The organism is Streptomyces sp. NPDC059371 (assembly GCF_042751995.1).
Classification (GTDB): domain Bacteria; phylum Actinomycetota; class Actinomycetes; order Streptomycetales; family Streptomycetaceae; genus Streptomyces.
Window position 1 is genome coordinate 1 of record NZ_JBHYXD010000133.1, and the last position, 20,212, is coordinate 20,212.

A 20,212-nucleotide genomic window follows, 5' to 3' on the forward strand; every position below is an offset into this window, starting at 1 on the left:
GCCCCACACCATGGTGTGGGGCCCACCCGCATATCGCTGTCACGCATGTGACGAAAGCGGTGAATGCGCAGATTCGGGGTAGCGGCAGGTCATGGCCGGAGGTGGCCGTGACGCCGGGAACCATAGGCCTCCAACACGGCGCCTCCGGTCGTCATCACGAGACTTTGCGCCGCACACCTGGGGTGGATACCCGTCCCGCCTTCTGATCCGCGGGAGACGCAGCCGGAGCCTCTGCCGGAACCAGGCGCAGCGTGGGCTCATGGACCAGAGCTTCTTGCAATCCGGCAAGGCCTTCGACCAGCGCGGTGCGCTGATGTTCGGGCATGGCGGTCAGAGTGTGCGCGAGAAGGTCATCGCGGCGTTCACGGATCCGGGCAAGGTGAGTACGGCCCGCCGCAGTGAGGGCGAGGGTGAGTTCGCGGCGGCTGTCGGGGCAGGGCCGGCGTTCGATGAAGCCGAGGGCCTGGAGCCGGTCGACGAGGCGGGACACCGAGGGCGGTGCGGCACCCAGGATCTTGGTGAGAGCGCGCATCCGGATGCCGTTCTCACGGTCCACGATGTACATCACCCGCAGTTGAGAGACCGGGATGTACGGAGGCGGATTGGTGTTGCGGGACTGTTCCCACAGGACATCAAGGAGCTCCGCGACGCCGGTGACCTGTCGGGCGGCAGCGCGCACGCTTTCACGGGCTGGGCGGGTGCGCTCGGTCATGCGATTCCCATCCAAAAGGGGCCTTTAATCCTCGTGTCACTCCCAGGTCATCCGGGGGGGGCAGCCGCTGATGTCCTCGGCAGAGCGGTGGCCTAGGCCTCCCGGATCGGCGAGCATGCCAGCCTGGACAGCGTCCTCTGTCGTATGACCATAGGTCATACGCTGGGACGCAGGTTCCCTGTCGGCCTCAGCCGCATGGCCGGGGACGAGATAGTCGAGGGTGCCGGTGATCTCCAGCAGTCGTTCAAGAGCCGGGCTCCGGTGGTCCAGGTGCAGGGTGACACCGGCGGCGTCGGTGCGGCGGCGCAGCATCAGCAGCGTGGACAGGCCCATGGAGTCCAGGCCGTTCAGACCGCCGCAGCCAAGATGCAGAGCGCGCAGACCGGGTGCGGAAAGGTGTGCGATGGCGCCGGCCATGAAGTACTCGACGCTCTCGTAGTCGACGTACCCGTGTACGTCCAGGTGTACTGCGCTCGCGCTGTCGCTGGGCTCGCGGGTCAGACGGAGGTGGGCGGGGTCGAATCCGGTCTGCGGCGTCATGCGTGATTCCTGGAGTCGGAGGCGATCACTGACCCTGTGCCGGAGAGGCGGTCGGTGGCCTGGCGGAGGATGGAGGTGGCGCGGGGGAAGTCCTTGAGCTGCTCGGCCAGGATGCCCAGAGCCGGGATGAGGGAGTGGGCGGGGACCTTGCGGGCGGTGAGGATGCCGGCGGTCCAGGTGAGGAAGTCGCTGAAGAGGTCCGGATCGCCGGTGTAGAGGGCGGTGGCGAGGAAGTCCACGATGTGCGCGATGTCCTCCGCCGTGTGCTGCCGCTGCGCGGTGGTGTAGTCGCGCATCGCGGGAAAACGTGCTTCCAGCCCGCTCATGACGGTGCGCACCAGGGAGGTGCGGGTGCGGGCGACCATCGTGTATTCCTGGTCGGCCAGGTGCGGCAGATCGTCGATGGGCTGGTGCGCCGGTCCCGGACGCGGCACCGGTCCCTGTTCGAGCCGGTCCGCGGCCGTTTGCGCGTCCGGTGCCCAGATGTCGGCGCCCAGCAGGCGGGCGTACTGCCCGTGCGGGCCGAAGGCCGCTCCGCCGACCAGGACGGGGGTGCCGGTGGCCTGGACCGCGGTGATCGTGGCGTGGGCGGTGGGCAGACGGGTCGCGATCGAACTGGACAACGCGACCAGGTCGGGCCCGGTCTGGTGGATGTGCATGATCAGGTGGCTGGTGGGGATCTGCGCGCCGAGGAAGTCGACGTTCCAGCCGCGCAGTTTGAGGACCTCGGCCAGGAGGCGCGCTGGCAGCCCGTGCCATTCCCCGTCCACGCACGCCACCAGAACCCGGCCCCGGGCGGCCGCGGTGTGGGCGGCGTAGTGGTGGGACAGGGCTGCGATCGCGCGGTCGTTGATCGCGGTGGCGGCGTGTTCCTGTGCGACGGTGATGCGGTTGGCCGCCCATTCCTCGCCGATCCTGCGCTGTACTGGCGCGATGAGGTCCAGGAGCACGCTTTCCGGGTTCGTGCCGGCTTCGAGGGCCTCGAAGAGCGTGCCCGTGGCCAACTGCTCGTTGCCGGTGGAGACCGCCTCCCAGAGCTCATTTCGCCATTGGTCGTTCGGGAGGGCTGCGGTGGAGGTCATGCGGTGAACCTGCCCCGGGTGTGGCCGTTCACGGCGCTGAGATGGTGCGTGCGCGGGGCGGCGATGACCATGACGGCCATGTCGTCGTGTCCCTGAGTGCCGACCCACTGGGAGGCGAGCATCTGCACGTGCTCGACGATCGCCTCGGCCGGCATCCCGGCGCACTGGGCGAGCGCTTCCTTCAGCCGGTCCTCCCCGAACATCTCGTCGCCGAGCGGGCCGCCCTTGGCTTCGGTGATGCCGTCCGAGTACAACAGGCAGAATTCGCCCGGGGCCAGCGTCTCCGAAACGGTCGTTGCCCGGGCCTGTGGCAGCGCGCCGACCAGCGTGCCGCGGGAGCTGCCCTCCTCGACCGTGCCGTTGCCGCGCACGATCAGAACGGGTGGGTGACCGGCGCTGGTGACGCGGAGTTGCACCAGATGTGCCTCGCGCACCGTGGAGACCATGACGAGTGTGGCGAAGAGGGCCTGGTGAGAGTTGAGCAGGGACGTGTTGAGCAGGTCGATCATCCGCTGATGGTCTTTGGTGAGCGGCAGGAGTGCCTGCAGGGTGTTGCGGATCTTGCCCGTCAGGACAGCTGCTTCAAGTCCCTTGCCGCACACGTCGCCCAGAACCGCGAACGAGGCTTCGCCAGCGGTGGCGGCGGGGTGGACGTCGTAGAAGTCACCGCCGACCCGCTCGTGGTCTTTCGCGGCCCGGTAGCCGCCGGCGAAGTCGACCCCCAAGATCTGGCTCAGAGTCGGGGGCAGCAGATCCCGCATCAACGTCTGGGTGAGCGAGGACTGCTCGGCATAGAGGCGAGCCGCGGACATCGCGGCGCCCGCACGAGCTGCGAAGAGGCGGGCGAAGACTTCCTCACCCTCACTGAACGCGGTCTCTCCGCTACGCCGTAGCAGGACCAGCGCACCCCCCGGAACACCGTGCCCGGGCAGCGGTGTGACCACTATCGAGCCCACCGGGCCGAATCCGTCGGGGACCAGCCAGGCAGGAGCGGAGGAGGGGTCGATCCACCGTGACGGCACCGGCGGAAAGCCCTGCAGGGCCTCCCCCAGACCGGGAACCTCGTCAGGGTCAACGTCCCACTGGACGCGCCGCGGGCTACCACCCTGCACGCAGACGACGACCGGCAGCCGGCGAGCCTGGCGCGGGGCGATGACCAGCGCGGCATCTGCAAGGTATTCGGCGGCCAGTTGCGCGGTCACATCCATGCACCGCTCCAGGTTGAGCGAGGAGAGCAGCGTGTTGGAGGCCTCGGCGAGGAACGCGGTCCGCTCCCGCTCGATACGCAGCGCTTCACGGGCGAGTCGCAGGTCGGTGTCCTCCACCAGCCACCAGATGACGCTGCCGTCGTCCTGCACAGTCGGATGCGCATCAAAGCTGTGCTCTCCCACCGGCCCGGACGCCAGCACAGCCTCACGCAGCCCACGTGCAGCCCGATGAGTGTGCGCATCGGCCAGCCAGGCCGGCACCGCGTCGGACAGAGCAGAACCGGAACGGATGCCGGCGAAGAGAGTCTTCGCGCACTCATTGGTGTAGCTGACCGTACCGGCCCGGTCAGCGATCACAACCGGGTAGGGGACGGACGCCCACGGCACGTACGCCGGAGCGTCAACGCTCACGGCAGGGTCCTGCTGAAGGAAGGTCACAAACGTTAAGGCCCGCTACGCGAACCCCTCACCTCATCCGATCGGAAATGTTGTCCTGCGGCAACCATCCTTCACGAGACCGCCTCGTGGCAACCCGCCCACCGCTCCGTGCCTCATACGGGCGCCCTCGGCGATAAGCGACAGCTCCGAAAGAACCACAACGATCGCGTTGCCCTAGGGAAGATGCCATCACCCTGAACATAAAAAGTGCAGGTCAAAAGCCTGTGGTGATGTTTGATAGTCCGACTGCGGCTCTCTTCCCCCGCCCTCTGCGCAGGGTGTGAAGAAGCTGCAAAGAACGCTGATGCCGGCACCGCGTGCCCGCTCCGATCAGGCGGCGAGAGCTTGGGTGAGCGTGGAATAGCAGGGAATGACCGTGTCGAGACCGACGATCTCGCGTCGCGCCGGTTCGGTCAGGCCTGCCATCCGCAGCCACCCCCCGGTCGCATTGGCATCCCGGTTGGCGAGCACCAGGACGTTGATGGCGCTGGAGTCCATGAAAGTGACCGCGCTCAGATCGAGCACCCGCCGCTGGGGCCCATGGGTGCTGGCTCGCAGAGCTCCCTGCTCTCGACGTACCCGCACGACCGGCTTCTGCCTCTGGTCGAGAATTTCGACATCCGCCAATACTTCACCCGGGCGCCGCTCCCCGATCCAGACGAAAAGCCTGGGTTCAGCAGGAAGCAGCTCGGCCTCCACCCACGTTCTCCAGGTTCGCCCGCAACCGGGCGACCGACCAGCTCGATGCCAAACTGGCGCACCTGGTGCACCAAGCCCAGGCGCCGCGACAACGTGGTGGTCAGTTCTCTGACGGGATCCGCGCGGCGCCATGAACTTCGGCGAGGCGACCGACGAGGCGTACCCGTGGTGGGGGCGGCTCCGTGTGCCCGGTCTCGTCCCCTCGTCGGGGGACGGGGCTGATGGCACGAAGTCTGCTGACACGCTGAGTGGCGGTCCGCGCGTCAGCCCAGGGTGGTACCGGTCTCTTCGCGCAGCGTGTACAACAGGCGGTCCTGGGAGCCCTGGTCGTGCACGGCAGGGTGCGGCTGCTGCCGCTCTTGGTGGTACCAGTAGCCGCCACTGGTCATGGCCTGCGGATCGTCACCGGCGGCCAGCCACGCCTGCGTCCGGTGCCCGAGCTTGAGATCGTCGGGCGCGCCAGGGCCACCCATCTTGGTGGGCACCCAGCCCGGGTCCACGGGGTTGCTCAGCCCTTCGGGGCGCAGGCGGGCCACGGCGGCCGCGAGCGCTGTCACGAACAGCTTGCTGTCGGCGTACGAGCCTGGCTCCTCGCCCCGCCAGTCGATCCCGTCGGTGGAGGGGAGCCCCTGGTAGTGCGAGCCGCTGCTCAGGAAGCGGCAGCGGGGTCGTCCCCGCGCGGAATCGTCGGCGCCGGACCGACGCGGGACAGTCCGGCGATCAATGGCATCATCAGGAACGAGAGGGGTACTTGCGCGTCACGCCACAGCCGCGCGAGGAGATGAGGTCACCATGAGCGAGCCCCGCCCGCAAGGCCCCGGGACTGGTGAGGGGCCGATGCCGAAGCCCATGCCGAGGGACCTGCCCGATCAGCAGGCCGCACCCGACGAGGACCCTTGGACGCCGTAGGCGTACCCGGGCAGTCACTCGAGAGCCGCCGGACCAGGGCAGAGCGCGACGGCGCGGAAGGAGAAGCCGAGGACGTGGAGAGGCCCGGCACAGAGATCCCCGACACGGTCGAGGCGGGCACCGGCCCCAGGGGCGCCCCGCACTCCGGCAGCCCCCGCCCCGAGCAGCCGGTGCCGGACGAGCCGACAGACTGACACCCCCGCGCTCCGCGAGCGCGCGGCGGGTGACGGGGAGAGCGAGACCCGCGACCGCCGACCAGACTGGCGTCGAGCTGACCGACGCGGTGTATCGGTTCAAGCCGCGTTGGGGCCCTGGCGTAATGAATGGTCGAGCGAGGGACCTATGGAGGCGAGCGCAGGTGAGCCAGCTGCCGACTATCGGACACGGCGAGCGTTCTGAGGGCGGCACCGAGGTGTCGCCTTGTGGTCGACCCCGCCGCGAGGAGGCCGAGCAGGCCGTGATTGAGCGAGCGACGGGCGTGATGATGGCCCTGGGGCGGCTGGAGACGGGCCAGGCACGGCTTGCGCTATCCGAGGTCTCCCGGCGCACGGGTATTGCCCTGGGTCGCATCGCCGAGCTGCTCACGGCCTGGGCGTCCACGGGCGAGCTCAACCTGGGTCTTCGGATCGCCCTGGAAGAGGCCATCCGGCACCAGCGCCCCGCTCCCTCGCGCAGGAAACTCTGAGTATCCGCACGTTGCATATCCGAGGTCTCGGCAGAGGGAAAGGGCATGTTCTCCCGCACGCTCCGACACTCGGTGGCGTTAACGGTCTGAACTGGGGTCTGGCCCAAGCTGTGTGGGCCCGTGACGGAGTGTCACGTGAGGAGGACGCGTTTCCGGATGAGCGGGAATCCGGCGCGGCCGAACATTTTTCGTTCGAGCATCTTGATCCGGTTGACTGCTCCTTGGACTGGGCCGGAGTTCCAGTCGGTGGTTCGGTCCGGCGGTCACCGCGTCGAAGTCGCCTCCCAACCCGGCTGCGAAGGCGCTGATGCCGGGCAGGCCCGAGGTCACCGCCCTGGGTGATCCACTCGGGGAGGCGCAGTCCGTCGGGTGTGGTGAGCATTTCCGCGAACGAGCTGGATAGTTCTGCGGCGGAAGCCACTGCCGGGCAGCGGTCGAGCACGGCCTTGCGGTGGAGTATCTCCTCTTCGGTCAGGATGGCCGGGTGCCGAGTGAGCCAGCTGGTCACCTGTCGTACCGACGGCGGTCGCGGAGCCGGTGTGAAGCCTTCCCGCTGGGGCAGGTCGCGTTGGATCCAGTCGCGGACAATGGTGTAGTGACCGCGGAATCCCCGGGCGGTGATCTCACGGTAGAGGGGCCCAGCGTTCGGCCAGGGCGGGCTTGAACGGGTCGAACTTGCTCGGGAGCTGCCGTTTGCGGCCCTTGGCCATGTCCTGCCAACGGGCCGCGCGTGCTTACCGCTGCACGGTGTGTCGGCCCCAGCCCAGATGCTGTGCGACTCCCCGCAGGTTCATGCCCTGGGCGAGGAGTTCGTGAACGAGAGCATGGTGGACACGGGCTCGTTCGGCGAACTTGCCTGTCGGTGCGTCCGTTTCGTCGGTCTGGCCGGGGGCCGCCCCGTTCGGCGTCTCCCAGGCCGGCTACGGCTCTGGGTCTGGCAGCGGCACGTCGCGCAGGCGGGAGCGGTGGGCGCATCGGTCTTCTCGACGGCGGAGGCGAGGTTCTGCCAGAGATGGAACCTGTCGGCGACCTGGAGGGCCTGGGGTGCGGCGGTGTCGGCCGCCTCGGCGTAGGCGCTGGCGCGGTCGCGGCAGATGACCTGGATTCCGGGAGGGGCCGCGAGCCATGGGACGAGGGTGGCGGCGTCGCGCTCGGGCAGCAGGTCGAGGATCTGGTGGGTCTCGGTGTCGATCATGACCGTTCCGTAGACGTGACCACGACGGACGCAAAGTCGTCCACGCCGACGGCGCGGGGCTGCGTCGCTGGCGGGTCAGGCAGGTCCATCACCCGCCGCAGCAGCGTGTTGCGGCTGGGTCACGATGCCCAGATGCGCGGCGAGGTGGGCGCCGGCCCACCCGGCCAGTGCCAGCCCGACCTAGCTCATCGCCGACCGCAGACGCTCGGTGGTCCGGCCGTGACGCCTGGTGAGTCCCGACACCTGGTCGACGAACGTGCGCCGCGGGCACTCCGGGACCGCGCAAGACGAACCGGCGAACCCGCAGCGCAAGTACGCACGGCCGTCGGCACAGGCCAGGTCCGCGGGAAAACGCAGGTAGGACCGTGGACCTGAGCCGACCAACCCCCGCAAACCGGGCAACAGGCGTTGCTCGCGGCGCACCACTCTTCGATGCGGATCGCCTCACCGTCCGTCACGGCGGACGTGATCACGACGTTCGTATCCGACGGGAACAGCAGCTCTTGCACCGGAGACGGGTCTTCGTTCACGGCGACCGGATGTCGAGCACATCAGTCATACGAGGAGCGAAATCAAGGCGATTTCCGAACCCCGCCGCAAAGATCAACAGCTACAACGAGTAGTGAGCCCACACAACTTGGACAAGATCCCAGTTCAGACCGTTACCGCCACCCCGGAGCCTGACCGGCACCATGCCGGGCTTACAAGCAGCGGGAAGGCCGGCAGGAATCCAAGTCCGTCCGCTCACGCCCGCTCTGCCCGCCCGAAGCAGACGCCGCCTTCCCCCACTGCAGGAAAGAAGCCTCCACCACGCCGACAGAGGGGGAGTGAACGCTTTATCACGTTTTGCATATGTGTGACGGGACACTCGGCGCTTTGTGGTGTCCGTGGTTCGGCCCGTCCGCCGCGCCACAAGAACCACCACACACCGCCCGAGAACGAGAGGTCCCGCCATGGCAAAGTCAGCGAAGCAGCCCCCACAGGGACCGCAGTCACGCACATCCGAGGGAGAGCGCCAACTGCGCTGGGGTCCGTCCGTGAACGACGAGTCACAACAGTCGAATCCCAGCCCCCACCGCTCCTTCCACCCCGACAAGTACGCCCCGGAGCCCGACAGGCCCCGCAAGATGCCTACGCGGAAGGAGAAAGAAGCATCAGGAGAGGGCACGCCTGCGGACAGCCTGACCGCACGTGCCGAGGACCGGGGTAAGTCCAAAGGCATGCACGACACCGGGCGCCACGGACAGTCCCGCCGTCCCAGCGGTGAAAAGGATGCCTCCGCCTACACCGGCGTCGACCCTGACGATTCACCTCCCGGAGACGGAAGCCGCTAAGGGCTCGTAACACGATCTTGTCAAAGTTTCCTGGTCGGGCGTGACCGGTGTGATGATTCGGCCGTTCAGGATGGTGTGAGCGCTCGGCCGTGGATCGTGGACGACGACTTGTGGGCGCTGCTTGCAACTTCTATATCCGTAGGTCTCGGCCAGTGCACGCGGCCGCCTTCGGTCCAGGGCTCCGCCGGTCGTTGCGCCGCGTGGACGGAGACTCTTGCAGGTCATGGGCTACGGCGACGATGTCACTGGACCTCTTCACTGAGCACCCAGTAGTCGTTTCCTTCATCCATGACAGAACAGACCATCTTGCCGTTGCCGGACATGGCAACAAACTCAATTGACCCATTTTTGGAGAGCAGGCGGCCGGGCAGATTCGCACCGATCGGGTCTTTCACGCACAGCCATCCCACATCGTCGATTTCAACACTGGCCAGCAGTACGAAAAACTTCCCATCCGCCGTGAACAGTCCTGCACGTTCTGCTGCACAGTGCCATTCTTCACCAATTTTCTTCACCGCATTTGGCAAGGATTTCTTGACGGAGACCACCGGCCGTGAATACGCACTCTCCATAAACTGGAGAGCCTCGAGTGCAGTGAATCTTGCCGACGGAACTTCATTGACAAAGAATTGGAGGCCGATGGAATCGAGCACTGCCCGTACACGACTTGACGGCTCCGCTCCCACGATCATCTCCCCCGCTTCGCCGTAGATGCGGAGAGTACCAACGCTCTGAAGCAGCCAGCTGGCGCCTTGGCCTGCCCTGACACCGATCAGTCGTTCTTGGGCTTCCGAAGCCGCCTCCAGCCGATGAGGCCGCAGGCCAATGAGACGAAGGCGTCGTGGAGTTCGGTTCGGCGTTCCCAGCGGACGGCGAGGCGTTTGAACTGGTGGAGGAGGGCGAAGGTCTGCTCGACGACGTAGCGGAGCTTGCCCAGGCCCTTGATGTTCGGGGCGCCCTTGCGGGAGATGACCGGCAGGATCCGGCGCTTGCGCAGCTCCTCGCGGTGGGGGTTGGAGTCGTAGCCCTTGTCGCCGAGCAGCGAATCGGGGCGGCGGCGTGGCCGGCCGGGACGTCCGGCCACGGGCGGGACGCCGTCGACCAGGGCGAGGGTCTGGGTGACGTCGTTGACGTTGGCAGCGGTGGTGATGACTTTGAGCGGGGTGCCTCGTCCGTCGCAGATCAAGTGGTGCTTGCTGCCCGTCTTCCGCCGGTCAACCGGTGACGGACCGGTGTCGGCGCCCCCTTTTTCGCGCGGATGTGGGAGCCGTCCACACACGCGCGGGACCAGTCGAGTTCGCCGGCCGCACTCAGCTCGGCGAGCAGAATGCGGTGCAGCCGGTCGAAGACTCCTGCCTGCTGCCACCGCTCCAGACGGCGCCAGCAGGTCTGTCCGGAGCCGAACCCCAGCTCCAGCGGCAGCAGTTGCCAGGCTATGTCGTTATGGAGGACATACAGGATGCCCTGCAGACACAGCCGGTCCGCCACCGGCCGCGGCCCCGGTGATCGCTCAGGCCAGGGCGGCAGCAGCGGCTCGATCAGCGCCCACAAGTCGTCATCCACCATCCATGGCCGAGTACTCACACTCTCCCGAACGGCCGAATCGTCACATCGGTCACGCCCAACCAGGGCACCTCAACAAGATCGTGTTACGAGCTCTAAGGGTCATCTGATCGACCATCAGCCACTCTTGATCAAACATCAGGTCAGAAAACGGAACGCGGTGCCGAGCGGCCAAGAACGCTCCCGCTGTCGAGGGACACGACTCCATGGGGATAGTCGGTGCTGCTGTGCGCACTCCAAAGGGCGCTCCCCTGGCCCGTCGGCGGGAGCGCCCTGGGATGCCGTCTGGGCTCCTCAGGACCGGAGGGCTTTCCTCCGCGCTGCTGCGCGGGTCTTGGCCCAAGCGTGCGGAAGCTGTCGCTCCCGGGCGCCGGCCGCGGCCCCCTCGTGGCTGTGCAGGACGCCCCAGGTGAAGCCGGGCTCCCCCGCCGCGTGGGAGAGGACCGCGAACCGGTGCAGGGTGGCCCGCGTCACCACACTGTCGTGCTGGGCTCCGCTCACCCGCTGCACGGCCTTGGCGCGCTTACCGAGACGCCGTGCGGGCTTGCCCAGGGCCGGGCGGGCCGCCTCCGCGGCGTAGCGGAGCCTCTTGGCGACCTTGCGGGCGTTGTGGATCGCGGTATCGCGCTCGGGACCCGGCCCCATGTCGAGCGCCGGCTCCATGCGCCCGGCGAGGCGGCGGTACTCCTTCCGGAGTGCCTTGGCGAGGACCTTCCCGGGTTCGCCGGCCGCCTTGGCGGCGTGCAGCGGTGGCGCTTCGGTGAGGGATTTCAGGTGCCCCAGCAGGTTCAGATAGCGGGGCGAGGCGAGCGCGTCGAGCGTGCGGCGGCGGGCCTCGGTCCGCTGCTTCACATCCCAGGCCTTGAGCCGTGCCTCGACCGGGCCCAGGACCAGCTCGCCGGGCAGTTCCCGCACGCCCGAGGTGAGCCGCTCGCGGAGCACTTCGTGGTCGCGTTCCACGCCGAGTTCGCCTGCGAGCCACTTCAGATCGCGCCGGATGGGGTCGGTGGCTTTTCTGTCCAGGACTGAGCGGTAGGAACGCAGGCAGCCGCGCAGGCGGCGCGCTGTGGTGCGCATCTGGTGGACGGAGTCGGGCGCGTCGCGGCGGACTGCGGGATCAAGGTCAGTGAGAGCACCGACGAGTCGGTCCATGTAGGCGAGCACGTACTCGCCGGCCGATCCCGGGACGGCGTCGGCGCGCGTACCCGGCGCGTCTTCCAGGAGCAACGTGGCCTCCGTCAAGGCGTGGACCACCTTGGAGGGGCTCTGTGCCCGGTCGAAACCGTGCCGGCGCAGCACTTTCTCGACGCCGTCCAGGAGGGCCGGGTCGCCGTCCTCGACGAGTTCGACCTCCATCTCTGTCCAGGCCGCGCGTCCTTCGTCGTCAAGGAGCGCCTCGGCGGACACCTCGTCCATACTCAGCTCTGCCAGGACGTCACCTTCCGCATCGAGGAGATGATGCAGGGAGCGGCTGGAGCGGATCCGTATCACGGGCCTCAGCCCCGCGCCGCGAGTGCGGGAGAGCACAAGATCCCGCAGTTCCTCAGGAACGTCCTCCGAGCTCAGAGGGGCTTGGATCTCCTCGCGGCTGTCGCCCGGAAGCGGAAGTTTCAGGTGCCAGCCGGCATCGGTGCCACCCGTCCTGCGCCGCAGGGACGCACGGGTGCGGGTCAGTCGCAGGTCGTCACTGTCGTAGTAAACGGCGTCCAGTTCCTGCGTCCCCTGGTCGGCCACGGAGGCGACGGGCCCCGCACCGGCCAGGTCGGGCAGCCAGGAGATGTCGGCGTCGGACGCCGCATATTTGCGTTCTGTCTCTCGTGTCGAACGAGCCATATCCATCGCGTAGCCCAATCCAGGGATTCAAACCCTTTGGAACCCGGTTGTCGCTTTGACGGCAGTCTGGCCCAAGCCACACCGGTCTCCTCACTCCCGGTAGGCGATCACCACGTAAGCGGCATTTCACTTGGTCAGTCTGCGGTGACATATGAGGGTCGCGGCGATGGCGAGGACGTGTTCCGGCTTGCGCTCGTAGCGGCGGTGAAGGCGTCGGCACCGGGACAGCCACGACCTGGTCCGCTCCACGACCCAGCGATGTCAGCCCAAGCTTCGGGATGGCTCGATGCCTTTTCGGGCGAGGCGGTGCCGGATGCCTCGGGAAGCGAGCCATCGCCGCAGGTGGCGGTTGTCGTAGCCCTTGTCGCCATGCCGCTTGCCGGGTCGCCGACGTCGCGGGCCGCGATGGGAACGGATGGGCGGAATGCCGCGGACCAGTGGGATAAGGGCTTGGCTGCCGTGGAGGTTGGCGGCGGAGATGCCGACAGACAGGGGCAAGCCCAGGCGGTCGAGACAAGGTGGATTTTCGATCCCTTCTTGCCGCGGTGGGTCGGATTCGGTCCTGTCAGTTGCCCCCTGAGGGCCCGGACGCTGACGGAGTCGATCGTGCACGGTGATCAGTCCAGGTCGCCCTGGGCGCCGAGTTCGTCCAGGACCAAGCGGTGGAGCTTGGCCCACACCCTGGCCTCGGTCCACTCGGTGAACCGATGGAAGGCGGTGACCCCCGACAGCCCGAAGCCTGGCGCAAGTTAGTTCCAGGTGCAGCGCGAGGTGGCTATGAAGATGATCGCGGCCAGCCCTCGCGGTCCCCTCGCCAACGGTGCCCTCCACCCTGCCGGCGAACCGGTGCGGGCGGCACCACCCGCTGGAACAACCTCCATAACTCTTCGGGCGCCATCCGCTCGACAAGCGCATCAGTCATCACCTCAGACCGCCGCAAGATCACGCCAACTAAAATGGCATCTAAAGAACCCTGATGAGCGAGCTGACGTCTGCACCGTGAGGCCAGGAACGGTTAGCGGGGGGCGACTCCGAAAGTCATCTCTATTGTTCCTGATCCCATACATATTTCGCAGTCCAGGTACCCATGACGGAAGGACACAACCGCCGCTGCTTCCGAGCCCGGTCGGCGGTAGGCGTGTGCAGGGATGCGACGAGCTCCGCGAGGCCTCCCAGCGGAGCAGCATCAAGCCGCGTACGGTGCGATTGAGGGAACCCGACCTCAGACGCCGACATCGGGTCGGGCGACAAACTCCCGAGCAGGCCGCAGTATCGACCCCCTCCCCGTCGTCCCAGGGACTCCGGCCGCCTCCGCGAGCATCCACCGCACCCAGCTGTGCGCGATCCATTCAGCCGCCCTGACTCTGTACGCACGACCAGTACGACGGCGTTGTCCATAAGCGTGCGAGGCGCGGCAATGACGGGCAGGTCGCGGACGAGGCACAGGCGCCCGTCGCTGTCCCGATGGGTGCCGAGACTCCAGTGGCCTCGCATCGTAGATCGCCGCTGACATCGTCACCAGCCACGGCGAGGTGGCGGCTGCACCCTCGGGACGGCCGCTGGTACGCAGGCGCGGCGTTGGGGAGCAGGCCATCCGAGACCAGCCAGCCTCATGACCGTCCGAAGCGGGACAGACCGCTCCCGGGCTATGACTTATGACGCGCGCTGGGACGCATTGATGTCTGCAGCCGCACTCTACGCATGACGCGGGTGTCAGGGGTACTCGTCATCTCGACCAACATCACTATCCGACAGGCTCAGTCCTGTGACCGCCCCTGCAGACGGCATGTGTCGCCGGCTGCGGCAAAGAGATGGCCAGCTTCGCAGCCCAATGCCTCCGGAGGCAATCCATGCCCGACAACCCCGTAGACAAGCATCCCCGTCCCGACCTCCCGCAACAGGACCAGGAACATCCCGGATGGACGGGCCCCATGGACCCGCCGCCCGACCATGGTGAAGATTCCTACAAGGGCTGTGGACTACTCACGGACCGCAAGGCCTTGGTAACCGGTGGCGACTCCGGCATCGGCCGCGCCGTGGCCCTCGCCTATGCGCGGGAGGGCGCGGACGTCGCGTTCTCCCACCTCTCGCAGGAAACGGAAGACGCAGCCGAAACCAGCAAGCTCGTGGAACAGGCAGGACGCAGGGCGGTCACCGTCGAGTGCGACATACGCGATGAGGATCAGTGCCGCCGCCTGGTGGAACGAACAGTCGAAGAGTTCGGGCGCATCGACATTCTCGTCAACAACGCCGCATACCAAATGTCCCAGCCGGATGGCATCGCTGCGATCTCGACCGAGCAGTTCGACCGGGTTGTGCGCACGAATCTGTACGGCATGTTCTGGCTCTGCAAAATGGCCCTGCCCCACATACCGGCAGGTGGCTCGATCATCAACACCACGTCCGTACAGGCCTACAAGCCGAGCCCGCACCTGCTGGACTACGCCACCACCAAGGGCGCGATCGTGACCTTCACCCAGGGCCTGGCGCAGATGGTGGCGGGCGACGGCATCCGCGTCAACGCTGTGGCACCCGGGCCGGTGTGGACGCCGCTGATCCCCGCGACGATGCCGGACACCACCAAGTTCGGCAAACAGGCTCCCCTCGGCCGGCCTGCTCAGCCCGCGGAGATGGCACCCGCCTACGTCTTCCTAGCCTCTCCACAAGCCAGCTTCATCACCGCGGAAATCGTCAATGCCACCGGAGGCACCCCTCTGCCGTAAGCGATATCCGGGGCGTGGGCACAAGGAGAGCGCCATGAGCAGAGACATATCCGTGGACGACAGCTGCATCAGTGCATTCTGGGAGCTGAAGTCGAAGCGGGATATCAACACGGTGATCTACCGGCTCAACGATCTCCTGGACAGCTGTGCCGTGGAACGCCAAGGAAATCTGACACACGACGAACTCCTGCTGGCACTGCCCGCGAACGAACCTCGAATCGTCATCTACGACCTGCCCTTCGCAACCGAGGACGGCAGGCGCCAGAACAGGATTCTTCTGATTTCCTGGCAGCCCCAGGGAGCACCTCCCCAGCAGACGGCCGCCTACGGATACGCCCAAGCCGCCCTGCAGGACGCACTCGACGGCAGCCAATTGCTGCCCGTGCGATCCTTCAAAGCAGCAGACCTGGCCTACCACCGCCTCGTCTCCCACGGGACCGCAGAATAGCCCTAGGACACTTCGGAGCACAGCGGAGTACATGTCCGCGGGACAAGCCATAACTTCGGCGGAAGGCCCACGCACCGCGCCGTCGAGGGGATCTGCATGAGATGCCACGGAGAGGAACAGCCGCCTACCACAGGCACCTTCCGCCGGTCAGCGCACCTGCGTCGGCGGGCAGCGCCAGGGGGCTGGACCCGCCGGATCAGCCAGTCGGTGGATTGCAGCTGGCGATCGGCACCGGCAACAGCGGCCGACGAGGCTGACTCGCGACCACTTCTCAGAACTCGGCCCAAAGTGGGCAGTCCATAACAACGCTGGCAAAGCTCGAGGGACACGCAGCTCGCCCGCCGGCTCCCGCGCGGCGCGCCATTGTTCAGCGCGGCAGCGATACGCCAGAGCCCCCGCCTTTGAGGGAGTTGGCCAACAGTGGAGAGCGCCAGAAGGAAAGGCGATGGAGGTCGTGCCCTGCCTTTGTCGCCGACCGAGTCCTCCTTCGGATCTGTCCGTTGTCAGCGGCGGGGGCGTCCCTGTTCGGGGTCGTCATCAGGAGTGCTCCAGCCTTCGCCGCGCTGCGCGGGGTCTGCCAAGGCCCGTCGGACCTGCGCCGTATTCGGCACGGGGGTGGACACCTTGCGCCGGGTGGCACGTCGACCTCCGACGACAAATGCCGCGACCAGGACGACGACCACAGCGACACCCGCCACCGTCAGCCAAAGGGCACCCACGGAAGAGAGCGCCAGTACGGTGTGCGTTTTATCGATCATGAATGCCGAGTACCCAGAAGCATCACAAAACCACTCATCTTCAGGCAGTACTGGTGGAGGCCCGGTGGACAGTGTTTTGACGGTTGTTTGTGGACCCATCGTCCACGTCACACGCCCTTGCCGCGACGATCAGCAATCCAATTCCTCTGAGCGCAACGACAGCGTCGTCGGCTTCATCGACATCCCGCTAGACGTGGCGCGGCTGGTCCTGGACGGGCGTATCCGCGCCGCGAACTACTGCAGCTCTGCAGCTTTGAGGCGGATGACTTGCTGCCGCCTACCCGAGACCTGCACGGAGGTGCTGAGCCACCTCGAAACGCCCCGCCGGGTGAACTTCCGCCTCACGCGGGCGTGCCACTGCGTCGAGGTCGCCGAAGCGGGTACCCACGTTTCGCAGACCTCGCGAGAACCGCCCCTGTGACGGACCGGAGTCCGCCCGACTCCCCCACTGATCGGAATTCTGTGAGCGCCAAGAAGAAGACCCCCGCGAAGGCCGTCACCCGCAAGGTCTCCGAGAAGGTCCAGGATGTCTTCCACCCTGACAAGGGAATCCCGGGAGCGCCGAGTCCTGTGCCGCCACCGCTCGAGGAACCGATCGACCCGGTCGGCCCGCTGCCGCCGAAGTCCGACCAGCGCGGCCCGGACACGGTCAGCCCCACCGGGGAGGCCACGGGGACACAGCAGGAGCAGGTGGCGCAGGGTGGTGAGTTCCTGACCACTGCGCAGGGTACGCGGCTACACGACACCGACCACTCACTGAAAGCCGGTGCACGGGGGCCGGTGCTGCTGCAGGACCACCACCTGCGCGAGAAGATCACCCATTTCGATCACGAGCGGATCCCGGAGCGGGTTGTGCACGCTCGCGGGGCCGCCGCCCATGGCGTCTTCCAGGGATACGGCACCGCCGGGCGGCTCAGCAAGGCCGCGTTCCTGGGCAGGGACGTGGAAACTCCGGTCTTTGTGCGTTTCTCCACCGTGCTGGGCTCGCGAGGTTCGGCCGACACCGTGCGCGACACGCGCGGCTTCGCGACGAAGTTCTACACCACCGAGGGCGTCTTCGACCTGGTCGGCAACAACATCCCGGTCTTCTTCATCCAGGACGCGATCAAGTTCCCCGACGTCATCCACGCCGGCAAGCCGCACCCGGACCGGGAGATCCCGCAGGCGCAGAGCGCCCACGACACGTTCTGGGACTTCGTCACCCTGCACACCGAGGCCACCCACCACACGCTGTGGAACATGTCCGACCGCGGCATTCCGCGCTCCTTCCGGATGATGGAGGGCTTCGGCGTCCACACCTTCCGGTTCGTGAACGCCGAAGGTGCGACGACGCTGGTGAAGTTTCACTGGAAGCCGAAGCTCGGTGTTCACTCCCTGGTGTGGGAGGAGGCTCAGATCACCGCGGGCGTGGACCCCGACTTCCACCGTCGGGACCTGGCCGACGCGATCGAGTCCGGCGCCTATCCGCAGTGGGAGCTCGGGGTCCAGACCTTTCCGGACACCGATGACCAGCTCTTCGAGGGCATCGACCTGCTGGACCCGACCAAATTCGTGCCGGAGGAACTGGCCCCGGTCCAGCCGATCGGACTGCTCACCCTGAACGCCAACCCGTCGAACTATTTCGCCGAGACCGAACAGGTCGCTTTCCACGTGGGCCACTTCGTGCCCGGCATCGACGTCACCAACGATCCTCTACTCCAGGGCCGCCTGTTCTCCTACCTCGACACCCAGATCACCAGGCTCGGCGGCCCCAACTTCGGCCAGCTGCCCATCAACCGCCCCCACTCCCCCGTCAACGACATGCTCCGCGACGGCATGCACCAAACGGCCGTCCACCGCGGCGTGGCCCCCTACCGGCCCAACTCCCTGGACGGCGGCTGCCCCTTCCTCGCCGGGGAGGAAGACGGCGCCTACATCGAGGTGCCCGAGCAGGTCCCCGCCGCCCGCAAGATCCGGGACGCGGCAGCCTCGTTCGACGACCACTTCAGCCAGCCCCGGCAGTTCTGGCTGAGCATGACGCCGACCGAGCGCGAGCACATCGTCGCGGCCTACACCTTTGAGCTGAGCAAATGCTGGGCAACGGCGATCAAGGAACGGGCGCTGAAGGTACTCGCCAACATCGACTCCAAACTGTGCGCGCAGGTCGCCGACGGACTGGGCCTGCCCGCGCCCGCGCCGACCGTGGCCCTCGCCGAGCCGGCCCCCAGCCCGGCGCTCTCGCAGCTCGGCGGCACATGGCCGCCGGAGGGACGGGTCCTCGGCATCGTCACCGCACGCGACCAGGAACTCACCGCCGTCCGCGCGGTCCGGCAGGCGGCCTTGGACGCCGGAGTGGTGCCGCTCGTGATCGCCCCGACCGGCGGCGTGCTCGACGACGCCGACGGCGAACCCGTAACGGTGCAGCGCACGTTTGCCACCGCTCGTTCCACCGAGTTCGACGCCATCCTGGTGACCGGGGCACCCGCGCCGGGCGCCGACGCCTACGGAGCCCGTGACGCCAAGGTGGACGACGACATCGCGGCGGCCGCGACCGTCGACCCACGCGTGCTGGTCATGCTGACCGAGGCGTACCGCCACGGAAAGGCACTCGGGGCATGGGGCGATGGAAAGCAGGTCCTGGAGGCAGCAGGAATCGCATCCGATGCTCCTGGCGTGGTGACGGCCCGCTCCGCCGAAGCCGGACTGAAACGCCTCATCAAGCTGCTGGCCCGGCACCGCGCCTGGGACCGCTTCACCCCACAGATCTGACCGCCCCCACCTCTCAGCCGGGAGCTCGGTACGCTGAAGCCTGAGTCTGCCATTTGGCAATGGCCCGTCCTCGCAATGAAAGCCCAGCAGACAGGATTCGTTCCGACCAGTCCGAAGCTGGCGAATTTGCCCGGGATGCAGTGAGCCCCCTCCGCCACCACGGTGAAGAGGCGGAGCAGCCTACAGTCCTCGGCGCCACACCCTCTCGCCCTGCTCGGCTTGAGGCGATGTTGCACTGGGGAGGCGGATGACGGCGACAACCTCCTAGGCCGTGTATCGAAAGTAGATCTTGATCGTGGATGATCACGTGCCATCGGGTGTACCGCGGTCGCGGTCGCGGGGCCACGGGTCGCGGTCCACGGTCCAGCATAAAATGCCTGATCACATGTGGTATTCGAGTGTTATCGTCGCCCGCATGCCTGAACTGATCCCGCCCACGGGTCGACTTCAGCCCTCATGGCTCGCGGCGCGTGACGAGTGGTCTCCAGGCGCTCACCAAGCCGGTACCGGCTTGGGCCTCATGCCCGAGGCTGACCTCGACGACCCCGCCGCCTTCTCGGCGTGGGTAGAGCAACTGCAGCAGCAGTCGGACAGGCCAGTTGCCCTGAGAGATGGGTGGGTCCACGCCACCCACTGGTGGATCGTCGAGGGCGACAGCTATCTGGGAGCCATCGATCTGCGGCACCGCCTGAACGCCTTTCTGCTCCATAGCGGCGGGCACATCGGATACAGCATCCGGCCCTCCGCCCGAAAGCGCGGCCTGGCCACGTGGGCTCTTGGGGCTGTTCTCCCCGAAGCCCGTACGCTCGGTCTGGGCCGCGTCCTCATCACATGCGACGACGACAATGTCGCATCGGCGCGCACCATCGAGCGCAATGGCGGCGTTCTGGAGGACATCCGCATCACCGACGAGGGCATCAAGCGCCGCTACTGGATCACACTGTAGGCAAGCGGTGTGGTGGCGCTGGTTACAGCCACTCGTTGATGGCCGCGACCAGCACGGTGGCCTCGTAGCGGACCGAGAGCTTGTCATATCTGGTGGCCACAGCACGGTTGCGTTTGAGGCGGTTGATGCCGCACTCGACCGCGTGGCGCTCGCGGTAGTCGGCCGGATCGAAATGTGGCGGCCGGCCGCCACGGGAGCCGAGCTTCTGGCGGTTGCGCGCCTGGTCAGCCTTGTCCGGGATGGTGCAACGGATCCCGCGGCGACGCAGGTAGGCACGGTTCTTACGGGAGGCGTACGCCTAATGGGAGGCGAAGGCCGGCGGGAGTTGGCCTTCGTGGGCGCGAGCCGAGCCTTTGAATACGCCCGGGCCTGAGAGCTCTGTTGACAAGAC

At 67.1% G+C, this 20,212-nt stretch carries 17 protein-coding genes and 2 pseudogenes; 6 read left to right on the forward strand and 13 right to left on the reverse strand.

Going from position 1 to position 20,212, the window contains the following annotated elements; all coding sequences use genetic code 11:
* Positions 1-154: 154 nt before the first annotated feature.
* The 6 genes from ACFXGX_RS39700 to ACFXGX_RS39725 form a co-directional block, all read right to left on the reverse strand.
* Positions 155-712: a MarR family winged helix-turn-helix transcriptional regulator gene (locus ACFXGX_RS39700; protein WP_384802163.1), complete on the reverse strand. Its 558-nt coding sequence runs from the start codon at positions 710-712 to the stop codon at positions 155-157.
* Positions 713-748: 36 nt separating this feature from the next.
* Positions 749-1,252: an STAS domain-containing protein gene (locus tag ACFXGX_RS39705; RefSeq protein WP_384802166.1), complete on the reverse strand. Its 504-nt coding sequence runs from the start codon at positions 1,250-1,252 to the stop codon at positions 749-751.
* Positions 1,249-2,334: a B12-binding domain-containing protein gene (locus tag ACFXGX_RS39710; protein WP_384802170.1), complete on the reverse strand. Its 1,086-nt coding sequence runs from the start codon at positions 2,332-2,334 to the stop codon at positions 1,249-1,251. The genes ACFXGX_RS39705 and ACFXGX_RS39710 overlap by 4 nt, the downstream gene beginning before the upstream one ends.
* Positions 2,331-3,953 carry a SpoIIE family protein phosphatase gene (locus ACFXGX_RS39715; protein WP_384802173.1) on the reverse strand — a complete coding sequence of 541 codons (1,623 nt, stop codon included), beginning with the start codon at positions 3,951-3,953 and terminating at the stop codon, positions 2,331-2,333. The genes ACFXGX_RS39710 and ACFXGX_RS39715 overlap by 4 nt, the downstream gene beginning before the upstream one ends.
* A 357-nt stretch (positions 3,954-4,310) precedes the next feature.
* Entirely contained in the window at positions 4,311-4,679 is a 369-nt protein-coding gene (locus ACFXGX_RS39720; RefSeq protein ID WP_384802176.1) for an STAS domain-containing protein, read from the reverse strand.
* 263 nt (positions 4,680-4,942) lie between these two features.
* Positions 4,943-5,236, reverse strand: coding sequence for a hypothetical protein (locus tag ACFXGX_RS39725; protein WP_384802179.1), 294 nt, complete (start codon positions 5,234-5,236; stop codon positions 4,943-4,945).
* Positions 5,237-5,946: 710 nt separating this feature from the next.
* Here ACFXGX_RS39725 and ACFXGX_RS39730 point away from each other — a divergent pair.
* Entirely contained in the window at positions 5,947-6,273 is a 327-nt protein-coding gene (locus tag ACFXGX_RS39730) for an ANTAR domain-containing protein (protein ID WP_384802182.1), read from the forward strand.
* 790 nt (positions 6,274-7,063) lie between these two features.
* Here the strand turns inward: ACFXGX_RS39730 and ACFXGX_RS39735 are convergent.
* The 5 genes and pseudogenes from ACFXGX_RS39735 to ACFXGX_RS39755 all read right to left on the reverse strand — a co-directional run.
* Positions 7,064-7,486, reverse strand: a pseudogene (locus tag ACFXGX_RS39735) (transposase); the annotation flags it as partial.
* Between the two features lie 1,558 nt (positions 7,487-9,044).
* Positions 9,045-9,455 carry a hypothetical protein gene (locus tag ACFXGX_RS39740; protein ID WP_384802185.1) on the reverse strand — a complete coding sequence of 137 codons (411 nt, stop codon included), beginning with the start codon at positions 9,453-9,455 and terminating at the stop codon, positions 9,045-9,047.
* Between the two features lie 119 nt (positions 9,456-9,574).
* Positions 9,575-10,368 (reverse strand): IS5 family transposase gene (locus ACFXGX_RS39745; RefSeq protein ID WP_384802188.1). Its coding sequence is split into 2 segments (ribosomal slippage): positions 9,575-10,051 and positions 10,054-10,368, totalling 792 coding nucleotides; the frame shifts between segments, so codons are not numbered across the junction.
* 291 nt (positions 10,369-10,659) lie between these two features.
* Positions 10,660-12,198 (reverse strand): CHAD domain-containing protein, encoded by a 1,539-nt coding sequence (locus ACFXGX_RS39750; protein ID WP_384802191.1) that lies wholly within the window; start codon positions 12,196-12,198, stop codon positions 10,660-10,662.
* A gap of 126 nt (positions 12,199-12,324) precedes the next feature.
* Positions 12,325-13,120: pseudogene (locus tag ACFXGX_RS39755) on the reverse strand (IS5 family transposase).
* A 928-nt stretch (positions 13,121-14,048) separates the two neighbouring features.
* Here ACFXGX_RS39755 and ACFXGX_RS39760 point away from each other — a divergent pair.
* Positions 14,049-14,921: an SDR family oxidoreductase gene (locus tag ACFXGX_RS39760; protein WP_384802194.1), complete on the forward strand. Its 873-nt coding sequence runs from the start codon at positions 14,049-14,051 to the stop codon at positions 14,919-14,921.
* Positions 14,922-14,955: 34 nt separating this feature from the next.
* Complete coding sequence (locus tag ACFXGX_RS39765; protein WP_384802197.1) at positions 14,956-15,369, forward strand: hypothetical protein; 414 nt, start codon at positions 14,956-14,958, stop codon at positions 15,367-15,369.
* Positions 15,370-15,872: 503 nt separating this feature from the next.
* On the opposite strand, the gene ACFXGX_RS39770 is transcribed toward ACFXGX_RS39765, so the two are convergent.
* Positions 15,873-16,127: a DUF6479 family protein gene (locus tag ACFXGX_RS39770; protein WP_384802200.1), complete on the reverse strand. Its 255-nt coding sequence runs from the start codon at positions 16,125-16,127 to the stop codon at positions 15,873-15,875.
* A 64-nt stretch (positions 16,128-16,191) separates the two neighbouring features.
* On the opposite strand from ACFXGX_RS39770, the gene ACFXGX_RS39775 reads away from it, so the two are divergent.
* From ACFXGX_RS39775 to ACFXGX_RS39785, 3 genes are all read left to right on the forward strand, one after another.
* Positions 16,192-16,548, forward strand: coding sequence for a hypothetical protein (locus ACFXGX_RS39775; RefSeq protein ID WP_384802202.1), 357 nt, complete (start codon positions 16,192-16,194; stop codon positions 16,546-16,548).
* A 41-nt stretch (positions 16,549-16,589) separates the two neighbouring features.
* Complete coding sequence (locus ACFXGX_RS39780) at positions 16,590-18,875, forward strand: catalase (protein ID WP_384802205.1); 2,286 nt, start codon at positions 16,590-16,592, stop codon at positions 18,873-18,875.
* 415 nt (positions 18,876-19,290) lie between these two features.
* Complete coding sequence (locus tag ACFXGX_RS39785; RefSeq protein ID WP_384802208.1) at positions 19,291-19,821, forward strand: GNAT family N-acetyltransferase; 531 nt, start codon at positions 19,291-19,293, stop codon at positions 19,819-19,821.
* A 22-nt stretch (positions 19,822-19,843) separates the two neighbouring features.
* On the opposite strand, the gene ACFXGX_RS39790 is transcribed toward ACFXGX_RS39785, so the two are convergent.
* The gene (locus ACFXGX_RS39790; protein ID WP_384802211.1) at positions 19,844-20,089 is read right to left on the reverse strand and encodes a hypothetical protein; all 246 of its coding nucleotides are present in this window, start codon (positions 20,087-20,089) and stop codon (positions 19,844-19,846) included.
* Between the last annotated feature and the right edge of the window lie 123 nt (positions 20,090-20,212).